The sequence below is a fragment of the Rubrivivax albus genome (assembly GCF_004016515.1).
GTDB classification, from domain to species: Bacteria; Pseudomonadota; Gammaproteobacteria; order Burkholderiales; family Burkholderiaceae_C; genus Rubrivivax; species Rubrivivax albus.
The window spans coordinates 352,712-372,082 of the sequence record NZ_SACT01000002.1 but is presented as its reverse complement, the minus strand read 5'-3'; the positions used below and the strand labels follow the sequence as shown (position 1 = coordinate 372,082).

General features: G+C 70.0%; 16 protein-coding genes and 1 pseudogene. 9 read left to right on the top strand and 8 right to left on the bottom strand.

Annotation, left to right across the window (positions count from 1 at the left end):
* Window positions 1–15: 15 nt before the first annotated feature.
* Entirely contained in the window at window positions 16–930 is a 915-nt protein-coding gene (locus tag ENE75_RS07935) for a helix-turn-helix domain-containing protein (RefSeq protein WP_128197581.1), read from the bottom strand.
* 137 nt (window positions 931–1,067) lie between these two features.
* Between ENE75_RS07935 and ENE75_RS07930 the strand changes: the two genes are divergently transcribed.
* The 9 genes and pseudogenes from ENE75_RS07930 (at window position 1,068) to ENE75_RS07890 (ending at window position 11,470) form a co-directional block, all read left to right on the top strand.
* On the top strand, window positions 1,068–2,519 hold the full coding sequence (locus ENE75_RS07930; RefSeq protein WP_128197578.1) for an aldehyde dehydrogenase: 1,452 nt from the start codon (window positions 1,068–1,070) through the stop codon (window positions 2,517–2,519).
* A 30-nt stretch (window positions 2,520–2,549) separates the two neighbouring features.
* Complete coding sequence (locus tag ENE75_RS07925; protein WP_128197576.1) at window positions 2,550–3,743, top strand: amino acid ABC transporter substrate-binding protein; 1,194 nt, start codon at window positions 2,550–2,552, stop codon at window positions 3,741–3,743.
* A 53-nt stretch (window positions 3,744–3,796) separates the two neighbouring features.
* On the top strand, window positions 3,797–4,663 hold the full coding sequence (locus tag ENE75_RS07920) for a branched-chain amino acid ABC transporter permease (protein WP_128197573.1): 867 nt from the start codon (window positions 3,797–3,799) through the stop codon (window positions 4,661–4,663).
* Entirely contained in the window at window positions 4,660–5,586 is a 927-nt protein-coding gene (locus ENE75_RS07915; protein ID WP_233258982.1) for a branched-chain amino acid ABC transporter permease, read from the top strand. Before ENE75_RS07920 ends, ENE75_RS07915 begins: the two co-directional genes overlap by 4 nt.
* Complete coding sequence (locus ENE75_RS07910) at window positions 5,579–6,313, top strand: ABC transporter ATP-binding protein (protein ID WP_128197571.1); 735 nt, start codon at window positions 5,579–5,581, stop codon at window positions 6,311–6,313. The genes ENE75_RS07915 and ENE75_RS07910 overlap by 8 nt, the downstream gene beginning before the upstream one ends.
* A pseudogene (locus ENE75_RS25270) lies at window positions 6,306–7,004 on the top strand (ABC transporter ATP-binding protein); the annotation flags it as partial. The gene ENE75_RS07910 and the pseudogene ENE75_RS25270, both read left to right, overlap by 8 nt.
* Before the next feature lie 463 nt (window positions 7,005–7,467).
* Complete coding sequence (locus ENE75_RS07900; protein ID WP_128197566.1) at window positions 7,468–8,928, top strand: aldehyde dehydrogenase family protein; 1,461 nt, start codon at window positions 7,468–7,470, stop codon at window positions 8,926–8,928.
* A 108-nt stretch (window positions 8,929–9,036) separates the two neighbouring features.
* The gene (locus ENE75_RS07895; RefSeq protein ID WP_128197564.1) at window positions 9,037–9,825 is read left to right on the top strand and encodes a coniferyl-alcohol dehydrogenase; all 789 of its coding nucleotides are present in this window, start codon (window positions 9,037–9,039) and stop codon (window positions 9,823–9,825) included.
* Window positions 9,826–9,829: 4 nt separating this feature from the next.
* Complete coding sequence (locus ENE75_RS07890) at window positions 9,830–11,470, top strand: flotillin family protein (RefSeq protein WP_128197562.1); 1,641 nt, start codon at window positions 9,830–9,832, stop codon at window positions 11,468–11,470.
* Window positions 11,471–11,546: 76 nt separating this feature from the next.
* On the opposite strand, the gene ENE75_RS07885 is transcribed toward ENE75_RS07890, so the two are convergent.
* From ENE75_RS07885 to ENE75_RS07855, 7 genes are all read right to left on the bottom strand, one after another.
* Window positions 11,547–13,352, bottom strand: a complete 1,806-nt coding sequence (locus ENE75_RS07885) for a S8 family peptidase (protein WP_128197559.1) — start codon at window positions 13,350–13,352, stop codon at window positions 11,547–11,549.
* A gap of 164 nt (window positions 13,353–13,516) precedes the next feature.
* Window positions 13,517–14,503 (bottom strand): aldo/keto reductase, encoded by a 987-nt coding sequence (locus tag ENE75_RS07880; protein WP_128197557.1) that lies wholly within the window; start codon window positions 14,501–14,503, stop codon window positions 13,517–13,519.
* Window positions 14,500–15,822 (bottom strand): TRAP transporter large permease, encoded by a 1,323-nt coding sequence (locus ENE75_RS07875; protein WP_128197555.1) that lies wholly within the window; start codon window positions 15,820–15,822, stop codon window positions 14,500–14,502. Before ENE75_RS07875 ends, ENE75_RS07880 begins: the two co-directional genes overlap by 4 nt.
* Complete coding sequence (locus ENE75_RS07870; RefSeq protein ID WP_128197553.1) at window positions 15,822–16,340, bottom strand: TRAP transporter small permease; 519 nt, start codon at window positions 16,338–16,340, stop codon at window positions 15,822–15,824. Before ENE75_RS07870 ends, ENE75_RS07875 begins: the two co-directional genes overlap by 1 nt.
* Window positions 16,341–16,446: 106 nt before the next feature.
* On the bottom strand, window positions 16,447–17,481 hold the full coding sequence (locus ENE75_RS07865; RefSeq protein ID WP_128197551.1) for a TRAP transporter substrate-binding protein: 1,035 nt from the start codon (window positions 17,479–17,481) through the stop codon (window positions 16,447–16,449).
* A 38-nt stretch (window positions 17,482–17,519) separates the two neighbouring features.
* Window positions 17,520–18,470, bottom strand: a complete 951-nt coding sequence (locus tag ENE75_RS07860) for a Gfo/Idh/MocA family oxidoreductase (protein ID WP_128197549.1) — start codon at window positions 18,468–18,470, stop codon at window positions 17,520–17,522.
* Window positions 18,467–19,348, bottom strand: a complete 882-nt coding sequence (locus ENE75_RS07855; protein ID WP_128197546.1) for a class III extradiol dioxygenase subunit beta — start codon at window positions 19,346–19,348, stop codon at window positions 18,467–18,469. Before ENE75_RS07855 ends, ENE75_RS07860 begins: the two co-directional genes overlap by 4 nt.
* Window positions 19,349–19,371: the final 23 nt, after the last annotated feature.

Below are 19,371 nucleotides of genomic sequence, written 5' to 3'. Positions count from 1 at the left end.
CGCAGGCCGATCGGCTCACGGCCAGTCGGCGTAGCTGGTGGGCCCCGGCGGGCGCCCGGCCGCGGACAACGCCCGCGACTGCGCCCGCCACCGGCCCGGCGCACTGCCCGTCCAGCGGCGGAAGAAGTGGCTGAAGTGGCTGCCGCTGCCGAAGCCCAGGTCCTGTGCCACGTGCTCCACCGACAGGTCCGTGCCCGCCAGCAGGCTGCAGGCCTCGCGCACCACGCGCTGGTGCACCAGGGCCAGCGGCGGCCGGCCCAGGGTGCGCACGCACAGGTCGTGCAGGCGGTCGGGCGAGATGGTCAGCTCCTGCGCGTAGCGCGCCACCGGCCAGTGGTGGCGGAACTGCGCCTCCACCAGGTGGCGAAAGCGCAGCAGTCGGCCCTGCCCCGGTGCCAGCGCCGCCTCCACGCCGGTGTGGCTGGCCAGCCGCCACAGCGCCACCAGCACCAGCGTCAGGTGCGCCACCAGGTAGGGCCGCGACACGCTGGCGCCGCTGCGGGCCTCGGCCTCCATGGCCCGCAGCGAGCGCACCAGCTCGTCGCGCGCCGCCGGTTCCACGCCGCCCAGCACCACCAGTCGGGTGCTCACCGCGCGCAGCGGTGCGGCATCCGGGCGGTCTCCGGCGGCGGCGGCCAGCAGGGCGTCGGTCACGCCCACGGTCAGGCCGCTCGTGCCCGCATCCACGCGCAGCGCCCGCGCCTGTCCGGCCGGCAGCCAGACCACGTCGCCGCCCCGCAGCGGCAGTTCGCCGTCGGCGTGCCAGAGCTGCCCACGCCCGTTGGCCAGATGCACGCAGCGCGAGAGCGCCCCGCCGCCGGCCGGCGCGGGGCCCTCCAGCGACCAGCGCTGCGGGTGCAGCGTGGGCTCGATGTGCAGCGCCTGCACCTCGCGCGCGCCGGAGAACGCCGCCGATCCCCAGGGGCTCATCGCGCCGCTCCCCCGGGCCAACCCTGTTCAGGAAACTCCGGAGGCCGGATTCCAGAAACGGTCAATCTCATGCCATAAAGATACATGAACAGGGTTGGCCTCCTGGGCCACAGTCGCGGCTCACGCTGACGTCACCCATGTACACCGCCCACCTGCTCATCGGCGAACGCGACGCCCCCGCCACCGGCGGCGCCACGTTCGACCGCCGCGACCCGGTGCGCGGCGAGGTGGTCACCGTGGCCGCCGCGGCCAGCGCAGCCGATGCCCAGGCCGCCGCCAGCGCGGCCGCGGCGGCCTTTCCGGCCTGGTCGACCACGCCGCCGGGCGCGCGCCGCGCGGTGCTCAACCGCGCCGCCGACGAACTGCTGGCGCGCACGCCCGACTTCGTGCGCACCATGGCGCGCGAGACCGGCTCGTCGCGGCAGTGGGCCACCTTCAACGTGCGCCTGGGCGCCGAGATGCTGCGCGAGGCCGCGGCCATGACCACGCAGATCGGCGGCCAGGTGATCCCGTCGGAGCACCCGGACAAGCTGGCGATGGCCGTGCGCCAGCCCGCGGGGGTGTGCGTGGGCATCGCGCCGTGGAACGCGCCGGTGATCCTGGGCGTGCGTGCGGTGGCCATGCCGCTGGCCTGCGGCAACACCGTCGTGCTGAAGTCGGCCGAGATGTGCCCGATGACGCACCGGCTGATCGCCGAGGCGCTGCGCGCTGGCGGCCTGCCGCCGGGCGCCCTGAACGTGGTCAGCAACGCGCCGGCCGATGCGCGCGCCGTGGTGGATGCGCTGATCGCCCACCCGGCGGTGCGCCGTGTCAGCTTCACCGGCTCCACGCGCGTGGGCCGGCTGATCGCCGAAAGTTGTGCCCGCCACCTCAAGCGTGCGCTGCTGGAACTCGGCGGCAAGGCGCCGATGGTGGTGCTGGACGACGCCGACCTCGATGCCGCCGTGCAGGCCGCCGCCTTCGGCGCCTACGCCAACCAGGGCCAGATCTGCATGAGCACCGAGCGCCTGGTGGTGGACGCCAGCGTGGCCGACGCCTTTGTCGAGAAGCTGGCCGCCAAGGTGCGCACGCTGCGTGCCGGCGTGCCCGGCAGCGAAGGCTGCGTGCTCGGCGCGATGATCGACCGCGACGCCGTGGACCGCGTGCGCAGCATGATCGACGACGCCATGGCCAAGGGCGCGGTGCTGGTGGCCGGGGGCGAGGCCGAGGGCACGGTGATGCAGCCGGCGCTGCTGGACCACGTGACGCCGGCCATGCGCCTCTACCGCGACGAGAGCTTCGGCCCGGTGGTCGGCGTGGTGCGCGTGCATTCGGTGGAAGAAGCCGTCACCGTGGCCAACGACAACGACTACGGCCTGGCCGCCGCCGTCTTCGGCCGCGACGTGGTGCGTGCGCTGGCCGTGGCGCGCCAGATCGACTCCGGCATCTGCCACGTCAACGCGTCCACCGTGCACGATGAGCCGCAGATGCCCTTCGGCGGCGTCAAGGCCAGCGGCTACGGCCGCTTCGGCGGCACCGCCGCCATCGACGAATTCACCGAATTGCGCTGGATCACCGTGCAGGGCGAGCCGGCGCACTACCCCTTCTAGACCCTGCAACCCACCGACGGAGACAAGACGATGCAACGCAGAACCACCCTGGCCCTGGCCGCCGCCGCGGCACTTGCCGTGTCGCTGCCGGCAGCGGCCCAGCAGACGATCAAGATCGGCGCCGTGGCGCCCAAGACCGGCCCGCTGGCCGGTGGCGCCGCCGTCACCCAGTGGCCCAGCATCAAGATGTGGGTCACGCAAGTCAACGAGCGCGGCGGGCTGAAGATGAAGGACGGCTCGATGCGCAAGATCGAGCTCGTCGAGTACGACGACCGCACCAACCCCGGCGAGACCATCAAGGCCGTCGAGCGCCTGGCCACGCAGGACAAGGCCGACTTCATCATCGCCCCCTATGGCACCGGCCTGAACCTGGCGGCTGCGCCGGTGTTCGCCAAGTACGGCTACCCGCAGATCGCCGTCAGCGCCATCACCGACAAGGGGCCGGAGCTGACCAAGCGCTACCCCACGCTGTTCCTCACGCTGGGCAGCACCACGGCCTTCGCCAACTCGGTGGCCGACATCCTCAAGAAGCTGGTCGACGAGGGCAAGATCGGCAAGAAGGTGGCCATGGTCAACGTGGCCGACGCCTTCGGCATCGAGCTGGCCGAGGCCGCGCGCCCGATCTTCAAGCAGCACGGCCTGGAGCTGGTGTTCGACAAGAGCTACCCGCTGGGCACGCAGGACCTGGCCCCGGTGATGAAGGGCGCCAAGGCGGCCAACCCCGACGCCTTCGTCGCCTGGTCGTACCCGCCCGACACCTTCGCCCTGGCCGAGCTGGCCAAGATCGAGGGCCTGAACGTCAAGGCCTACTACTCGGCCGTGGCCACCTGCTTCCCCGCCTTCGGCGCCAAGTACGGCAAGTCGGCCGAGCACGTGCTGGGTGCCGGCGGCATCAACCCCGACGCGCCGGAGATGAAGGGCTACTTCGAGACGCACAAGAAGATCACCGGCGTCGATGCCGACTACTGGGCCGGCCCCGTCACCTACGCCAGCCTGCAGGTGCTGGAGCAGGCCATCGAGGGCACGGGCGGCGTCGACAAGGCGGCGGTGACCGACTACATCAAGAAGAACAGCTTCAAGACCGTGCTCGGCGACTGGACCTTCAAGAACCAGATCATCGAGAACTACTGGACCGTGGGCCAGTGGCAGGGCGGCAAGTTCGTCGGCGTGGCCTCCACCGGCAAGCCGGGCGAGCGCCCGGTGCAGCTGAAGACCGGCTGGTGACCTCCTGAAGCCCACGCGCGCCGGCCGGCCCGGCGCGCGATCTCCGACCCACCATGGACATCCTGATCACCGGCATCCTGCTGGGGGCCACCTATTCGCTGCTGGCGATGGGCCTGACCCTGCAGTACGGCGTGGCGCGCATCATGAACCTGGCCAACGGCGAGATGCTGGTGGCCGGGGCCTTCGGCGCCTTCTGGGTGTTCACGGCCCAGAGCGTCAATCCGATGCTGGCGCTGCTGTTCGTGGTGCCGGCGGCCTTCCTGCTCAACGCGGCCATCTACCGGTGGCTGCTGCTGCCGCTGGTGCGGCGCGCGAAGAACCGCGGCCAGCTGGAGGTGGACAGCATCCTGGCCACCTTCGGCATGAGCTTCGCGATGGTGGGCCTGATGCGCTGGGCCTTCGGCGGCGAGTTCTTCAACTACAGCTTCCTGGCCACGCCCTTCGAACTGTTCGGCAGCCCCTTCGGCCTGAACCGCATCGTCGCGGCACTGGCCGCAGCGGCCATCTGCGCGCTGGTGTGGTGGGGCCTGCACGCCACCCGCACCGGCATGGCGCTGCGCGCCGTGGCGGTGGACCCGCGCTCGGCCGGGTTGGTCGCCATAGACGTGAAAACCATGAACACGCTGGCCTTCGCGCTGGGCGGGGCCATCACCGCCGCGGGCGGCACCATCCTGTCGACCTTCCTGACGCTGGACGCGTCCATCGGTGTGCTGTTCACGATGAAGGCGCTGATCATCGTCATCATGGGCGGCGTGGGCGACGTGCGCGGCGCCGTCGTCGCCGCGGTCATCCTGGGCCTGGCGGAGACCTTCGTCGCCAGCGTGATCGACCCTGGGCTGACGCTGGCCGCGGCCTATCTGCTTTTCGTGCTGGTGCTGCTGTTCCGCCCGCAAGGCTTGTTCGGAAGGCGGGCGTCGTGACCCGGCGCGAGAAGATCCTGATGGCCGGGTTCGCGGCCGCCTTCGTGGTGCTGGCCTTCCTGCCGGCGCTGGGCAACGCCTACCTGCTGACGCTGGGCATCTCGATCGCGATGTACGGCGTGCTGGCCACGTCCTGGGCCATGTTCTCCGGGCCCACGCACTACATCTCGCTGGCCACCGCGGCCTTCTACGGCCTGGGCGCCTACACCGTGGGCTCGGGCATCGAGCACCTGCCGTATGCGGTGCTGGTGGGGATCTCGGCCGTCGGCGGTGGCGTGCTCGCGCTGCTGGTGGGCCTGGCCACGCTGCGGCTGTCGGGCGTGTACTTCGTGATCTTCACGCTCGGTCTGGCGGAGTTCATCCGCCAGGTCGTGACCTGGGTGCAGAACAACTTCACCGGCAGCCGTGGCATGTACGTGCTGACCGACCTGAAGGACCAGCACATCTACTGGCAGCTGCTGGCCCTGGGCGCCATCGTCGCGCTGCTGGGCTGGTGGATCAACCGCTCGCGCCTGGGCTTTGCGCTGCGCATCATCGGCAACGACGAACTGGTCGCCTCGCACGTGGGCATCCATTCGCCGCGGGCCAAGGTGCTGCTTTTCGTCATCAGCGGCGTGGTGGCCGCCATCGTCGGCGCCATCATGGCGCCGCGCTTCACCTACATCGAGCCGTCGATGGCCTTCGCGCCCGACCTGTCGTTCCAGGTCGTGATCATGGCGCTGCTGGGCGGCGTGCACCGGCTGTGGGGGCCCATCGTCGGCGTCGTGCCCTTCACGCTGCTGTGGGAGGCCATCAGCGCCAGCTTCCCCACCCAGACGGTGCTGCTGCTGGGCGTGGCCTTCCTGCTCATCGTCTACTTCATCCCGCAGGGCGTCGTCGGCCTGCTCGAGAAGCTGAAGAGGAAGGGGCACGACCATGCGTGAGCGCATCGTGCTCGAGGTGTCGAACGTCGCCAAGCACTTCGGCGGCCTGCGCGCCGTGGACGACGTGAGCTTTAACGTGCGCGAGCACGAGGTGATGGGCATCATCGGCCCCAACGGCTCGGGCAAGACGACGATGATGAACCTGATCAGCGGCGCCTTGGTGCCGACGGCGGGCGACATCACGTTGGACGACATGCTGATCTCCGGCCGCCCGGCACGCGAGATCTCGCGCGCTGGCGTCGGCCGCACCTTCCAGCTGGTGCGTGTGCTGCCGGGGCTGAGCGTGATCGAGAACGTGATGGCCGGTGCCGTGTTCGGCCACAAGCGGCTATGGGGCCGCGAGGCGCGCCGCCACGCCGAGCGCCAGCTGGAGCGCGTGGGCATCGGCCACGCCGCGAAGCTGCCCGTCTCGGCGCTGACCTACATCGACGAGAAGCGCGTGGAACTGGCGCGTGCGCTGGCCGGCGACCCGCGCGTGCTGCTGCTCGACGAGTGGCTGGCCGGCCTGAACCCCACCGAACTGCAGACCGGCATCGAGCTGATCAAGAGCCTGCGCGACGACGGCCGCACGGTGATCCTGGTGGAGCACGTGATGGACGCCATCCGCAGCCTGTGCGACCGCTGCGTGGTGATGAGCAGCGGTGTGAAGATCGCCGAGGGCACGCCGGCCGAGGTGCTGTCCGACAAGGAAGTGATCCGCGCTTACCTGGGAGACGGCGATGCTTGAGGTGAAGGACCTCGCCGTCACCTACGGCCAGCACCGCGCGCTCAAGGGCGTGAGCCTGACGGTGGCCCCGGGCGAGATCGTCGTCATCCTGGGCGCCAACGGCGCCGGCAAGACCTCGCTGCTGAAGGCCATCGCCGGCCTGGAGCGCGGGGCCGGCAGCGTGCGTCTGGACGGCACCTCGATCGCAGGCCTGCCGCCGCACCGCATCGTCGAGGCCGGCCTGGCCCTGGTGCCCGAAGGCCGTGGCATCTTCGGCGACCTGACGGTGCAGGAGAACCTGGCGCTCGGTGCCTTCGCCCACCGTGCGCGCGACGGCCAGCAGACCAATTTGGACCGCGTGCTGGGCCTGTTCACGCGACTGTCGGAACGCAGCGGCCAGGTGGCGCGCACGATGAGCGGCGGCGAGCAGCAGATGGTGGCCATCGGCCGCGCGCTGATGAGCGCGCCCACCATCCTGATGCTCGACGAGCCATCGCTGGGCCTCAGCCCACTGCTGTGCACCGAACTCTTCCGCAACCTGCGCACCATCCGCGACAGCGGCGTGGGTGTGCTGCTGGTGGAGCAGAACGCCCGCCAGAGCCTGGCCATCGCCGACCGCGCCTACCTGCTGGAGAACGGCGAGATCGTCGGCCAGGGGCCGGCGGCGCAGCTGGCGCGCGACCCGGCGGTGCAGGCCGCCTACCTGGGCGGCGCGGCAGGGCATGCGGCTGCGCCTGCACCTGCGGCCACGCCATCGGCGGTGCCGGCCGCGGCCATTGCCGCGCACGCGCTGGCTGCCGTCACGGCACCGTCCACCGGTGGCTACGGCAGCCCGGTGGTCAGCACCTCGGCCGACCAGCTGGTGCCCACGCGCATTGCCGACCTGGTGCGCATCGCGTCGCAGCGCCAGGCCGAGGACGTGACGACGCAGCGCCAGGCACCGCGCGACGACGCATTGGCGGCGCGCGCGCGGGCCGAGCTGAAGACCAGCGGCACGCTCGACGAGGCCGTGGCACGCATCACGCAGGCGGCACAGCGCAGCGCGCCCGCGCCTGTCCCCGCATCGGCATCAGCGCCGCGATCTGCGTCGACCCCGGCCATCGAGGTCTGGCACCGGCCCGGCATCGAGGTCTGGGAACGCCAGCCCGACGGCACCCTGAAGAGGAAGACCTGACATGGCACGCAACTTCGACGGCCTGTACATCGGCGGCCGCTGGGTCCACCCCGGCCGCAGCTTCGACGACCTGAACCCGGCCAACGGCAACGTCTGGGCCCGCGTGCCCGACGGCAGCCTGCAGGACACGCGCGCGGCCATCGACGCCGCGCAGGCTGCCTTCCCGGCCTGGTCGGCGCTGATGTTCCAGCAGCGCAGCCACTACATGATCAAGATCGCCGAGGTGGTGGAGCGGCGCAAGAAGGACCTGGTCGAGGCACTCAAGCACGAGGGCGGCGGCTGGATGGGCAAGGGCATGTTCGAGGCCGGCTACGTGCCCGAGGTGTTCTATGCCGCGGCGGCGAGCAACTACGCCGCCATCGGCGAGGTGCTGCCGTCGGAGAACGGCAAGCTGTCGATGGCCATGCGCCGGCCGATGGGCGTGATCACCTGCATCAGCCCCTGGAACTTCCCGTCGCTGCTGACGGCGCGCGGCATCGCCTTCGCCATCGCCGCGGGCAACACCTGCGTGCTCAAGCCGTCGGAGGAGACGCCCTACACCGGCGGCCTGTTCTTCGCCGAGGTGTTCGAGGAAGCCGGCGTGCCGCCGGGCGTGCTCAACGTGCTGACCTGCTCGCGCGAGAACATCGTCGCCATCGGCGACGAGCTGATCGACAACCCGCGCATCAAGGGCATCAGCTTCACCGGCAGCACGCCGGTGGGCCGCATGATCGCCGCGCGTGCCGGCGCGCACCTGAAGAAGGCCTGTGTGGAGCTCGGCGGCAAGGACAGCCTGATCGTCTGCGACGACGCCGACATGGACCGCGCCACCCAGGCCGCCAACTTCGGCAGCTTCATGCACCAGGGCCAGATCTGCATGTCGGTGGAGAAGGTGCTGGTGCAGGACACCATCTTCGAGCCCTTCGTCCAGCGCTTCGTCGAGCGTGCCGCCAGGCTGAAGGTGGGTGACCCCAGCGCCGACGACGGCGCCATCATCGGCCCGCTGATCAACGACAAGCAGGCGGCCAAGGTCAAGGAGCAGATCGACGACGCGGTGTCCAAGGGGGCCAAGGTGCTGCTCGGCGGCGGCGTGCGCGGGCGCTTCATCGAGCCCACCATCCTGCTGGGGGTGACGCCGCAGATGAAGGTCTACCAGGAGGAGACCTTCGGCCCGGTGGTGCCGGTGATCCCCTTCCGCAGCGACGACGAGGCGGTGGCGATCGCCAACGACACCGAGTACGGCCTGTCGAGCGGCGTGATGACGAAGGACGAGGCGCGCGGGCTGCGCATCGCGCAGCGGCTCGACACCGGCATGTGCCACATCAACTGCAGCAGCGTCAACGACGAGCCGCACGTGCCCTTCGGTGGCGCGAAGGCGTCCGGCCTGGGGCGGCACGGCGGGCGCTGGTCGCACGAGACCTTCACCGAGACGCGCTGGATCACCTTGGATCGTGGTGGGCGGCCCTACCCCCCGATGTTCTGAGATGAAGCCCCCACGCTCACTTCGTTCGCTGCCCCGAGGACCCGTCAGGGGCCACTTCGTGGCCTTTGGGGCGCGGGTCCCCCTTGGGGCGGCCCGGCGGGAGACCCGATGAAGAAACTTCTCGAAGGCAAGACCATCGTCGTCACGGGCTGTGCCAGCGGCATCGGCCTGGAGACGGCGCGCGTGTGCAAGCAGTGGGGTGCCACCGTGCTCGGCGTGGACCGCACGATGACGCAAGAGCACGTGGACGCGCTCTACAAGGTGGACCTGACGGACCCGGCACAGATCCGCGAACTGCTGCGCGTGCTGCCCGCCGGCATCCACGGCCTGGCCAACATCGCCGGCGTGCCGCCCACCGCCCCGGCCGAGGTGGTGCTGAAGGTCAACCTGGTGGGCCTCAAGGCGCTGACGCTCGGGCTGATCCCGAAACTGGCCGACGGCGCCAGCATCGTGAACCTGGCGTCGCTGGCCGGCTTCGACTGGGCCAATCACGTGAGTTCGATCCACGCCGCCGAGCAGCTCGACTTCGACGACGTGGCCGACTTCGTGGCCACACACGACGCCGGCGACGCCAACGGCCGCAGCTACTTCTTCAGCAAGGAGGCCCTGGTGGCCTGGACGCTGCAGAACCGCTGGACCTGGCGCGAGCGCGGCATCCGCATGAATGCCGTCAGCCCCGGCCCGGTGGACACGCCCATCCTCGGCGACTTCGTGCAGACGCTGGGCGCGCGCGCCGAGGAGGACATGCGCGTGATGGACCGCCCGGGCACGCCGGCCGACATCGCGCCGGTGGTGGCCTTCCTGCTCAGCGACGCCAGCGGCTGGATCCGCGGCACCAACCTCGCGGTGGACGGCGGCATGTCGTCGCACCTGCTCAGCAACCTCCACGGACTGTGAAGCCATGACCGCGTTCCTCTGGTTCCTTCTGATCGTCGTCGTCCTGGCCATCGTGATCGTCGTGCTCGCCCGCTTCTACGAGCGCGCCACGCGCGAGGTCAGCCTGGTCAAGACCGGTGTCGGCGGCCGCCGCATCGTGATGGACGGTGGCGTCATCGCCGTCCCCTACTTCCACCAGATCTCGCGCGTGAACATGCAGAGCCTGCGCCTGGAGGTCCAGCGCAGCGGCGAGAGCTCGCTGATCACCAAGGACCGGCTGCGCGTGGACGTGGGCGCCGAGTTCTACGTCAGCGTGATCGCCACCGAGGACGGCATCGCGCGCGCCGCGCAGACGCTGGGCAGCCGCACCTTCGATGCGGCCAAGCTGCGCGAGCTGATCGAGGGCAAGCTGGTGGATGCGCTGCGCGCCGTCGCCGCGCGCTTCACGATGGACGAGCTGCACGAGAACCGCGGCCGCTTCGTTGCCGAGGTGCGCGAGTCGCTGCTCGAGTCGCTGGCGCGCAACGGCCTGGAACTCGACACCGTGTCGCTGACGGCGCTGGACCAGACGACCTTCAAGGCGCTGGACGAGAACAACGCCTTCAACGCCGTGGGCATGCGCAAGCTGGCGGAGGTCATCGCCAAGAGCAAGAAGGAGCGCGCCGAGATCGACGCCGACGCGGAGGTGTCGGTGCGCAAGGCGGCGATGGAGGCCACGCGGCGCAAGCTGCAGATCGAGCTCGACGAGCAGGCGGCGCAGATCGCGCAGGTGCAGCAGATCGAGACGCTGAAGGCGGCGCAGCTGGCCGAGGTTGTGCAGCGCAAGGCCGAGAGCGAGCTGGCGTCCACCCGCGCGCGCATCGAGATGGAGCAGCGCATCCGCACGGCGGATCTGGAGCGTGAAAGGCTGATCCGCGAGGCCGAGATCGCCCAGGCCAAGGCGCTGGCAGAAGCCGAGATCGCCCGCGAGCGCGACCTGGCGCTGGCCGAGCAGCAGCGCCAGATCGCGATCGCGCAGCAGAGCCAGGCCGAGAGCCAGGCGCGAGCTGCAGCCGATGCCGCGCGTGCCGAGTCGATGCGCGCCGCCGAGGCCGTGCCCACGGCCAAGGCGCTCGCCGAGGCGGAGCGCCGCAAGGCCGTGGCCGTGCTGGCGGCGCAGCAGGAGGCGGAGGTGGCCGGCACGCGCGCCCGGCTGGCGGCGGCCACCGAGGTCGCCACGGCGCAGGACCGCGCCTCCGCGAAGCTCAAGGCGGCACAGGCCGAGGCCGAGGCCGTGGCGCTGCGTGCCCAGGCCACCAAGCAGGAATTGCTGGCGCAGGCCGAGGGCCGGCGCGCACTGGCCGAAGCCGAGAACGCGCTCGACGAGCGGGCCAGCGCGATGCGCGTGGAACTGGCCAAGGTCGAGGCCCTGCCCAAGGTGCTGGCCGAGATGGTCAAGCCGGCGGAGAAGATCGATTCGATCCGCATCCACCAGGTCACCGGCCTGGGTGGTGCCGTGGGCGGCGAAGGCGCCAGTGCCGACACCCGTCCACCGGTGAATCAGGCGCTGGATTCGGTGATGGCGATGGCGGTGCAACTGCCGGCGCTGAAGAAGCTGGGTGAGGATCTCGGCATGAGCCTCGACGCCGGGCTCGCCGGCGTGACGAAGCCGCTGGACAAGCGCTGACGACGCCCAACGCAAAAGGCCCCGGTCTGAAAGGACCGGGGCCTTGTCACGTGCGCTCAGTGCGCGGGCCGGTGGCTCACTGAGACAACAGCAGCGTATAGCTGCCGCTGCCGCCGCTGTAGTAGCGCACACGCACGTACACCGTGGCGGCGCTGCTGCCGTTGTTGATCACCGCCGTGCTGTCCACCTGGCCGGTGCCGTTGGTGCTGCTGGTGATCAGGCTGCCGCTGCTGTTGTAGATGTAGAGGTCGTAGTCGCGGTTGGCTGGCGGCGTCAGCGTGGAGGTCAGGGTCGCACCGGCGGCCAGCGACACGCTGTAGTAGTCGGTGTCGCGGGTCGACGAGATCGAGCCGTTCACGAGTGCCGGGTTGACGCTGATGGCCTGTGCGCGGCTGCGGCTGTTGTTGTTCTCCACTTCGGCCACGGCCGTGGGGTCACCGCCGCCGCCACCGCCGCCGCCACCACCACCGCCACCGCCACCCCCGACGGCGGCCGTCACCGCGGCGTTGGCGTCCACCAGGCCCGTGCCGCACTGCGAACAGGTGGCCGGGAAGGCGCGTGTGCTGGTCTTCAGCAGGGTCTCCACCTCGTCGGGCGTCAGCGCCGGGTTGGCCGACAGCATCAGCGCCACCGCGCCAGCCACGTGTGGCGTGGCCATCGACGTGCCCTGGTAGTAGGCCAGCGCGTCGGCGCCGGGGCCGGCGCTGCCGCTGTTGAGCGTGGAGAGGATGCCGTCGGCGGCGCTGCTGCGCATGTCGCCGCCGGGCGCAGCCACGTCCACCACGCTGCCGTAGTTCGAGTAATAGGCCTTCGCGCCAGTGCGGCCGACTGCAGCCACGGTGATCACGCCACTGCAGTTGGCGGGCGTGGCGTTGGACGCGTTCACGTTGCTGTTGCCCGCGGCCACCACCACCACGGCACCGTTGGCGCGTGCGCTGTTGATGGCGTTCTGCGTCGTCGTGCCGCAGCTGCCGCCACCGCCCAGCGACAGGTTCAGCACCCGCGCCGGGTTGGCGTTGGCGGGCACGCCCGACACACTGCCCCCGGCCGACCAGACGATGGCGTCGGCGATGTCCGAGGTGTAGCCGCCGCACTTGCCCAGCACGCGCACCGGCACCACCTTGGCGCCGAAGGCCACCCCAGCCACGCCACTGCCGTTGTTCGTGACCGCGGCGATGGTGCCGGCCACGTGCGTGCCGTGCCAGGAACTGCTGCTGGCCGGCTGGCCGACGCCGCATTCGCCGGCGGCCACGGCGTCGCCGGGGTCGCTGGCGTCGCTGTCGCGGCCGTTGCCGTCGTTGGCGACGAAGGTGTCGCCGATGAAGTCGTAGCCGGGCAGCAGGTTGGCCGCCAGGTCGGCATGCGGGCGCACGCCGGTATCGATGACGGCGACGCGCATGCCGCTGCCGGTGGTCTGGTCCCAGGCCGCCGGCAGGTTCAGGCCGGCGGTGGCCTCGAAGTAGTGCCACTGGTCGCCGTAGCGGCTGTCGTTGGGCACGAACAGCGGCTGCAGCAGGCGGTCGGGCTCGGCGTAGGCCACCTCGGGCGACGCCGCCAGCACACGCGCCAGCGCCTCGGCGGCGGCGGGTTCGAGCTTGCGGTCCAGGCGCAGCACCAGCGCCCCCAGCGCCGCGCGGCGCAGCAGGCTGAACTGGCTGCCGCGCTGGTTGGCGGCGGCTTGCAGCGCGGCCAGCGCCGGAGCCTCGGCCTGGCCGGTGCGCAGCTTGACGATCAGGCGGTCGGTGGGTGGTGATGCCCGCGTGACATCGGGCTCACCACCGGCCGATGCGGCCAGCGAACACAGGGCGGTCGCCAGCGCGACGGCACCCAGACGGACGACGGCCGTGCGCGAACGCGGGCCGTACGACTTCAACACCTTCATGAAGACACCTCCGCAACGACCCGGGCGCGGCGGGTGCGCCCGGTGAGCGGCGGATCATGCGGGGCGGGACGGCGCCGTGCCTGTCGCGCGGCGTGACGCCTGCAAGCAGGTGTTTCACGCCCGGGAGGGGCTGGGCCGGAGCTTCGCAGCCCGTCCCGCGGCGCTCAGAAGGTCTCGGTGTCGACCTCGACCTGCGCGCCCGCCGGGTAGCGGTTGCCCACCACGGTCCGTTGGTTGATGAGCTCGCCGGCGCGCACGAGCACGTCGGCCGGCAGCTTGAGCGTCAACGCGCCCATGTTCTCGCGCAGGTGGTCCAGGCGCGTGGTGCCCGGGATCGGGATGATGTGCTCCGCCTTGGCCAGCAGCCAGGCCAGCGCCAGCTGCGCCGGCGTGCAGCCCGCCTCGGTGGCCAGGGCCTCGTAGGCCGGCAGCAGTGCCAGGTTCTGCGCATAGGTCTCGGGCGCAAAGCGGGGCATGTTGCGCCGGATGTCCTTGTCCTCCAGCACGCCCACATCGCGCAGTGCGCCGGTCAGGAAGGCCCGCGCCACCGGGCTGAAGGCCACGAAGCTGGTGCCCAGTTCGCGGCAGGCGTCGAGCACCGCGATCTCCGGGTTGCGCGTCCACAGCGAATACTCGGTCTGCACGGCGGCGATCGGGTGCACGGCGTGCGCGCGCCTGAGCGTGGCGGCCGAGACCTCGCTCAGCCCGATGTGGCGCACCTTGCCCTCGCGCACCAGGTCGGCCAGGGCGCCGACGCTGTCCTCGACGGGGACCTGCTTGTCCCAGCGGTGCAGGTAGAAGAGGTCGATGCAGTCGGTGCGCAGGCGCTTGAGGCTCTGCTCGCAGGACCACTTCAGCGTCTGTGGCCGCCCGTCGATCACGCGCTTGCCGTCCACGCCGTGCAGGCCGCACTTGCTGGCCAGCACGAAGCGATCGCGGTAGGGTGCCAGCACCTCACCGACCAGGGTCTCGTTGGCGCCGAAGCCGTAGAGCGCGGCGGTGTCGAAGAAGTCCACGCCCAGGTCCAGCGCGCCCAGCAGCAGCGCCTCGGCCTGCGCGCGGGGTGGCGCGCTTCCATACCCGTGGCTCAGGCTCATGCAGCCCAGGCCGATGGCGTTGACCTCGAGGTCGGCGATGCGGCGCTTGATCATGGATTCAAACGTACCACGAAGAGCGTGATCGCTGGCACGGCCACCAGCACCGCGACGCGCAGCAGGTCGCTGGCCACGAAGGGCAGCACGCCGCGGTAGGCGTCACGGATCTTGATGTCCGGCGCCATCGACTGGATCACGAACAGATTCATGCCCACCGGTGGTGTGATCAAGCCCACCTCCACGACGATCAGCACCAGCACGCCGAACCAGATCGCGGTCTCTTCAGGTGTCAGACCGAAGTCCAGGCCCGAGATCATCGGGAAGAAGATCGGGATGGTCAGCAGGATCATCGACAGCGAGTCCATCACGCAGCCGGCGATCAGGTAGAAGATCAGGATCGCCCACAGCACCTGGTAAGGGCTGAAGCCCTGGTCACCAACCCACATGGCCAGTTCCTGCGGCAATTGCGACAGGGCCAGGAAGCTGTTGTAGGCCGCAGCGCCGAGCACGATGAGGAACACCATCGCCGTGCCGCTGGCGGTGGACTCGAAGGCTTCGCGCAGCTTGCTGCCCTTCAGGCCGCCACGCTGCCAGGCCAGCACCCCGGTGGCCACGGCACCGACCGCCGCGCCTTCGGTGGGCGTGAAGATGCCGGTGTAGATGCCGCCGATCACGACGCCGAAGATCAGCAGCACCGGCCACACGGCCGCCAACGCCCGCCAGCGCTCGGCCCAGGGCATGGGCTCGATCTGCCCGGCGGACTGCGGCGAGAAGCGCACGTACAGGTTGATCACCAGCATGTAGCCCAGCGCCGCCAGGATGCCGGGCACGAAGGCGGCGGCAAACATCTTGGCGATGTTCTGCTCGGCCAGGATGGCGTAGATCACGAGCACGATGGACGGCGGGATCAGGATGCCCAGCGTGCCGCCGGCGGCCAGCAGGCCGCTGGACAGCGCGCCGCTGTAGCCGGCGCGCTTGAGTTCCGGCAGCGCCACCTGACCCATGGTGGCCGCGGTGGCCAACGACGAGCCGCAGATGGACCCGAAACCGGCGCAGGCGCCGATGGCCGCCATGCCGACGCCGCCGCGGCGGTGGCCGATGAAGGCCTCGGCCGCCTTGAACAGCGCCTGCGACATGCCGCCCAGCGTGGCGAACTGCCCCATCAGCAGGAACAGCGGCACGATGGACAGCGAATGGGTGGAGAACTGGCCGTAGGCCAGGTTCTTCATCTGGTTGAGCAGCGGCGCGGCACTGCCGTAGACCTGCCAGGACCCGAACAGGCCCACGGCCAGCATCGCCAGGCCGATGGGGATACGCAGGAAGATCAGCAGCAGCAGCGCCGGGAAGGACCAGGCGGCGAGGGTCAAAGGATCCATCAGTGCACCACTTCCGCGGATTCGAAACCAGACGGGGGCGTGATCAGCCCCAGCGTTTCCAGCAGCCTCCAGCCATAGACCACACAGCCCAGGGTGGCGGGCACCATCGACGCGGCGTAGCCCCACCAGACCGGGAACTGCAGGATGAAGGTGACCTCGCCGTTGTCGCGGTAGTCCAGCATGGCCACGCCCATGCGCCAGACCAGCAGCACCCACAGCGCGAACATGAGCGCGTCGGCCAGGATGTCGAGCATGCGTCGCATCGGCGCCGGGTAGACGCGCCACATCAGGTCCACCACCGCATGCCCGCGCTTGAGATGGGCCCAGGGCAGGAAGCTGAACACGGCCAGTGCGGTGCCGGCCTCGACGAGCTCGAAGTCACCGGGCACAGGCCCCAGGCCGAGCCCGCTGAGGGCACGGCCGGCGATGCTGATCACGCTCATCGCGGCCAGCAGCACCAGCACGAAGGCGCCGAACCAGGCCATGGCGCGGCTGATGGCGTAGACGGGGTGGGTCATCGGGGTCTCACTGCAGCGCGGGGCGGTTCCAGACCGCCCCGCCGCGCAAGCCGGTGCAGGCCGGCGCAGGCACGAACCGAGGGCCGGCAGGCGCCGGCCCCTGGGTTCACTTGCTGTACTTCGCGATCAACGCCTCGGCTTCGGCCGCCAGCTTCGGGCCGTCGATGCCCTTGTCGCCAACTTCCTTGTACCAGACGGCGCGCACGCCGGCGGCGGTGCGCTGCCAGCGCTGGGTCTCGGCCGCGTCCAGGGTGATGACGTTGTTGCCACCCTTCTGCGCCAGGCCCAGGCCGGCCTTGTCGCCGTCGGCCATCGCCTGGCCGAACATGGCCGCCGCGATCTGGCCGCTGTTGGCGTCGATGACCTTCTTCAGGTCGGCGGGCAGCTTGTCGTAGCTGGCCTTGTTCATCGCCACCGCGAAGGTCTGCGTGTACAGACCCTTGCTGCCGGTGAAGCCGGTGTGGTTCTTGACGATCTGCTGCACCTTGACGGCCGGCACCACTTCCCAGGGGATGGTGGTGGCGCTGATCACGCCCTTGGACAGGGCCTCGCCCACCGCCGGCACCGGCATGCCGATCGGCGTGGCACCCAGCTGCTCGAGCATGATGTTGATGACGCGCGAGCCGCCGCGCACCTTCATGCCCTTCAGGTCTTCCAGCTTGGTGACCGGGTCCTTGCTGTGGATCAGGCCCGGGCCGTGCACGTGCACCGCGATCAGCTTGACGTCCTTGAACTCGTCCATCGCGTTCTTCTCGACGTACTCCTGGAAGGCCTTGGAGCCGGCCACCGGGTCGCCGACGAGGAACGGCAGCTCGAAGACCTCGGCCTTCGGGAAGCGGCCGGGCGTGTAGCCTAGTACCGTCCAGATGATGTCGACCACACCGTCCTTGGCCTGGTCGAAAAGCTCCGGCGGCTTGCCGCCCAGGGCCATGGCGTTGAACTGCTGCACCTTGATGCGGCCGCCGCTTTCCTTTTCCACCTTCTCGGCCCAGGGCTTGATGGCCTTGGACGGGATGGTGGCCTGCGGCGGCAGCATCTGGTGGAAGCGCAGCGTCACGTTCTGCGCAAACGCGGCCGGCGCCAGGGTCAGCATGGCGGCGCCGGCAACGGCGCCCAGGAAGCTCTTGCGGGTGATCGTCATCGTTTGTCTCCGGTCAGGGTGGTGGAGGGGGTGGGAAATCAGGCGGCCAGCTGCTGCTCGAGCCGATGCAGCACCTGGTAGCACGGCAGCACCTGGGCGACGCTGGCGTTGGGTTCGCGACCCTCGCGGATCGCAGCGAAGAATTCGCGGTCCTGCAGCTCGATGCCGTTCATCGAGACGTCGACCTGCGACACGTCTATCTTCTCTTCCTTGCCGTTGACGAGGTCGTCGTAGCGGGCGATGTAGGTGCCGGTGTCGCCGATGTAGCGGAAGAAGGTGCCCAGCGGGCCGTCGTTGTTGAACGACAGCGACAGCGTGCAGATCGCGCCGTTGGCCGCCTTGAGCTGGATCGACATGTCCATCGCGATGCCGAGCGTCGGGTGGATCGGGCCCTGCACGGCGTTGGCCTGCACGACGGGGCTGCCAGCCTGGTAGGCGAACAGGTCCACCGTATGCGCGGCGTGGTGCCACAGCAGGTGGTCGGTCCAACTGCGCGGCTGCCCCAGCGCGTTCATGTTCGTGCGCCGGAAGAAGTAGGTCTGCACGTCCATTTGCTGGATGTTGAACTCGCCGGCGGCGATGCGCTTGCGCACCCACTGGTGGCTGGGGTTGAAGCGGCGCGTGTGGCCGCACATGGCCACCAGGCCGGTCTCCTGCTGGCGTTTCACCACCGCCTCGCCATCCTCGAGCACGTCGCACAGCGGGATCTCCACCTGCACGTGCTTGCCCGCCTCCAGGCAGGCCAGGCTCTGCGAGGCATGCATCTGGGTGGGTGTGCACAGGATGACGGCATCGACGGACTTGATCGCCAGGCTGTCGGCGAGGTCGGTGCTGACGTGGGCGATGCCGTACTTGTCGGCCACGTCCTGCGTCTTCGCCAGGTCACGGCTGACCAGCGAGATCACCTTGACGTCGGGGATGTTCTTGATGCCGTCGAGGTGCTTGATGCCGAAGGCGCCGGCGCCGGCGAGAGCGACGTTGATGGTCACGTGTTGTTCTCCAGAATGAGATGGCCGACAGCCGTGTTGCTGGCCGGCACGTGATAGAAGCGGTGCTTGACCGTGGGGGCCTTGTCGCCCGTCGCGCCGCGCGAGACATCGGACATCGCGCCGCGCGCAATGAGCCACATCACCAGCTCGATGCCCTCGCTGCCCGCTTCGCGCACGTAGTCGATGTGCGGCACGTCCGCGAGCTTCTCGGGTTCGGCGATCAGGCGGTCGAGGAAGCGGTTGTCCCACTCGGCGTTGATCAGGCCGGCGCGCGGGCCCTGCAGCTGGTGGCTCATGCCGCCGGTGCCCCAGATGTGCACGTTCAGCGGCCGGTCGAAGCTCTCCACCGCGTTGCGGATCGCCCGGCCGAGGTTGAAGCAGCGGCGGCCCGAGGGCACCGGGTACTGCACCACGTTGACAGCGAAGGGGATCACCGGGCAGGGCCAGGCGCCGGTGTCCTTGTCCAACTGACCACACATCAGGCTCAGCGGCACGGTCAGGCCGTGGTCCACGTCCATCTTGTTGACGATGGTGAGGTCGAAGTCCTGCTGGATCACGCTCTGCGCGATGTGGCTGGCCAGTTCCGGGTGGCCGATGACCTTGGGCACCGGGCGCGGGCCCCAGCCTTCGTCGGCTGGCGTGTATTCCGCCGCGGTGCCGATCGCGAAGGTCGGGATCATCTCCAGGCTGAACGCGGTGGCGTGGTCGTTGTAGACGAGGAAGATGACGTCGGGCGTGTTCTCCTTCATCCACTGCTTGGAGAACTCGTAGCCGGAGAAGACCTTCTGCCAGTAAGGCTCCTGGGTCTTGCCGAGGTCCAGCGCGGCGCCGATGGCGGGCACGTGGCTGGTGTAGACGCTTGCGGTGATCTTGGCCATGGGTGCTGTTCCTTCGATGGCCA

What these genes read in the sequence shown, in the direction of transcription:
- ENE75_RS07935 (WP_128197581.1), bottom strand. Translation starts at nt 930, where the DNA reads ATGAGCCCCTGGGGATCGGCGGCGTTCTCCGGCGCGCGCGAGGTGCAG.
- ENE75_RS07930 (WP_128197578.1), top strand. Translation starts at nt 1,068, where the DNA reads ATGTACACCGCCCACCTGCTCATCGGCGAACGCGACGCCCCCGCCACC.
- ENE75_RS07925 (WP_128197576.1), top strand. Translation starts at nt 2,550, where the DNA reads ATGCAACGCAGAACCACCCTGGCCCTGGCCGCCGCCGCGGCACTTGCC.
- ENE75_RS07920 (WP_128197573.1), top strand. Translation starts at nt 3,797, where the DNA reads ATGGACATCCTGATCACCGGCATCCTGCTGGGGGCCACCTATTCGCTG.
- ENE75_RS07910 (WP_128197571.1), top strand. Translation starts at nt 5,579, where the DNA reads ATGCGTGAGCGCATCGTGCTCGAGGTGTCGAACGTCGCCAAGCACTTC.
- ENE75_RS07900 (WP_128197566.1), top strand. Translation starts at nt 7,468, where the DNA reads ATGGCACGCAACTTCGACGGCCTGTACATCGGCGGCCGCTGGGTCCAC.
- ENE75_RS07895 (WP_128197564.1), top strand. Translation starts at nt 9,037, where the DNA reads ATGAAGAAACTTCTCGAAGGCAAGACCATCGTCGTCACGGGCTGTGCC.
- ENE75_RS07890 (WP_128197562.1), top strand. Translation starts at nt 9,830, where the DNA reads ATGACCGCGTTCCTCTGGTTCCTTCTGATCGTCGTCGTCCTGGCCATC.
- ENE75_RS07885 (WP_128197559.1), bottom strand. Translation starts at nt 13,352, where the DNA reads ATGAAGGTGTTGAAGTCGTACGGCCCGCGTTCGCGCACGGCCGTCGTC.
- ENE75_RS07880 (WP_128197557.1), bottom strand. Translation starts at nt 14,503, where the DNA reads ATGATCAAGCGCCGCATCGCCGACCTCGAGGTCAACGCCATCGGCCTG.
- ENE75_RS07875 (WP_128197555.1), bottom strand. Translation starts at nt 15,822, where the DNA reads ATGGATCCTTTGACCCTCGCCGCCTGGTCCTTCCCGGCGCTGCTGCTG.
- ENE75_RS07870 (WP_128197553.1), bottom strand. Translation starts at nt 16,340, where the DNA reads ATGACCCACCCCGTCTACGCCATCAGCCGCGCCATGGCCTGGTTCGGC.
- ENE75_RS07865 (WP_128197551.1), bottom strand. Translation starts at nt 17,481, where the DNA reads ATGACGATCACCCGCAAGAGCTTCCTGGGCGCCGTTGCCGGCGCCGCC.
- ENE75_RS07855 (WP_128197546.1), bottom strand. Translation starts at nt 19,348, where the DNA reads ATGGCCAAGATCACCGCAAGCGTCTACACCAGCCACGTGCCCGCCATC.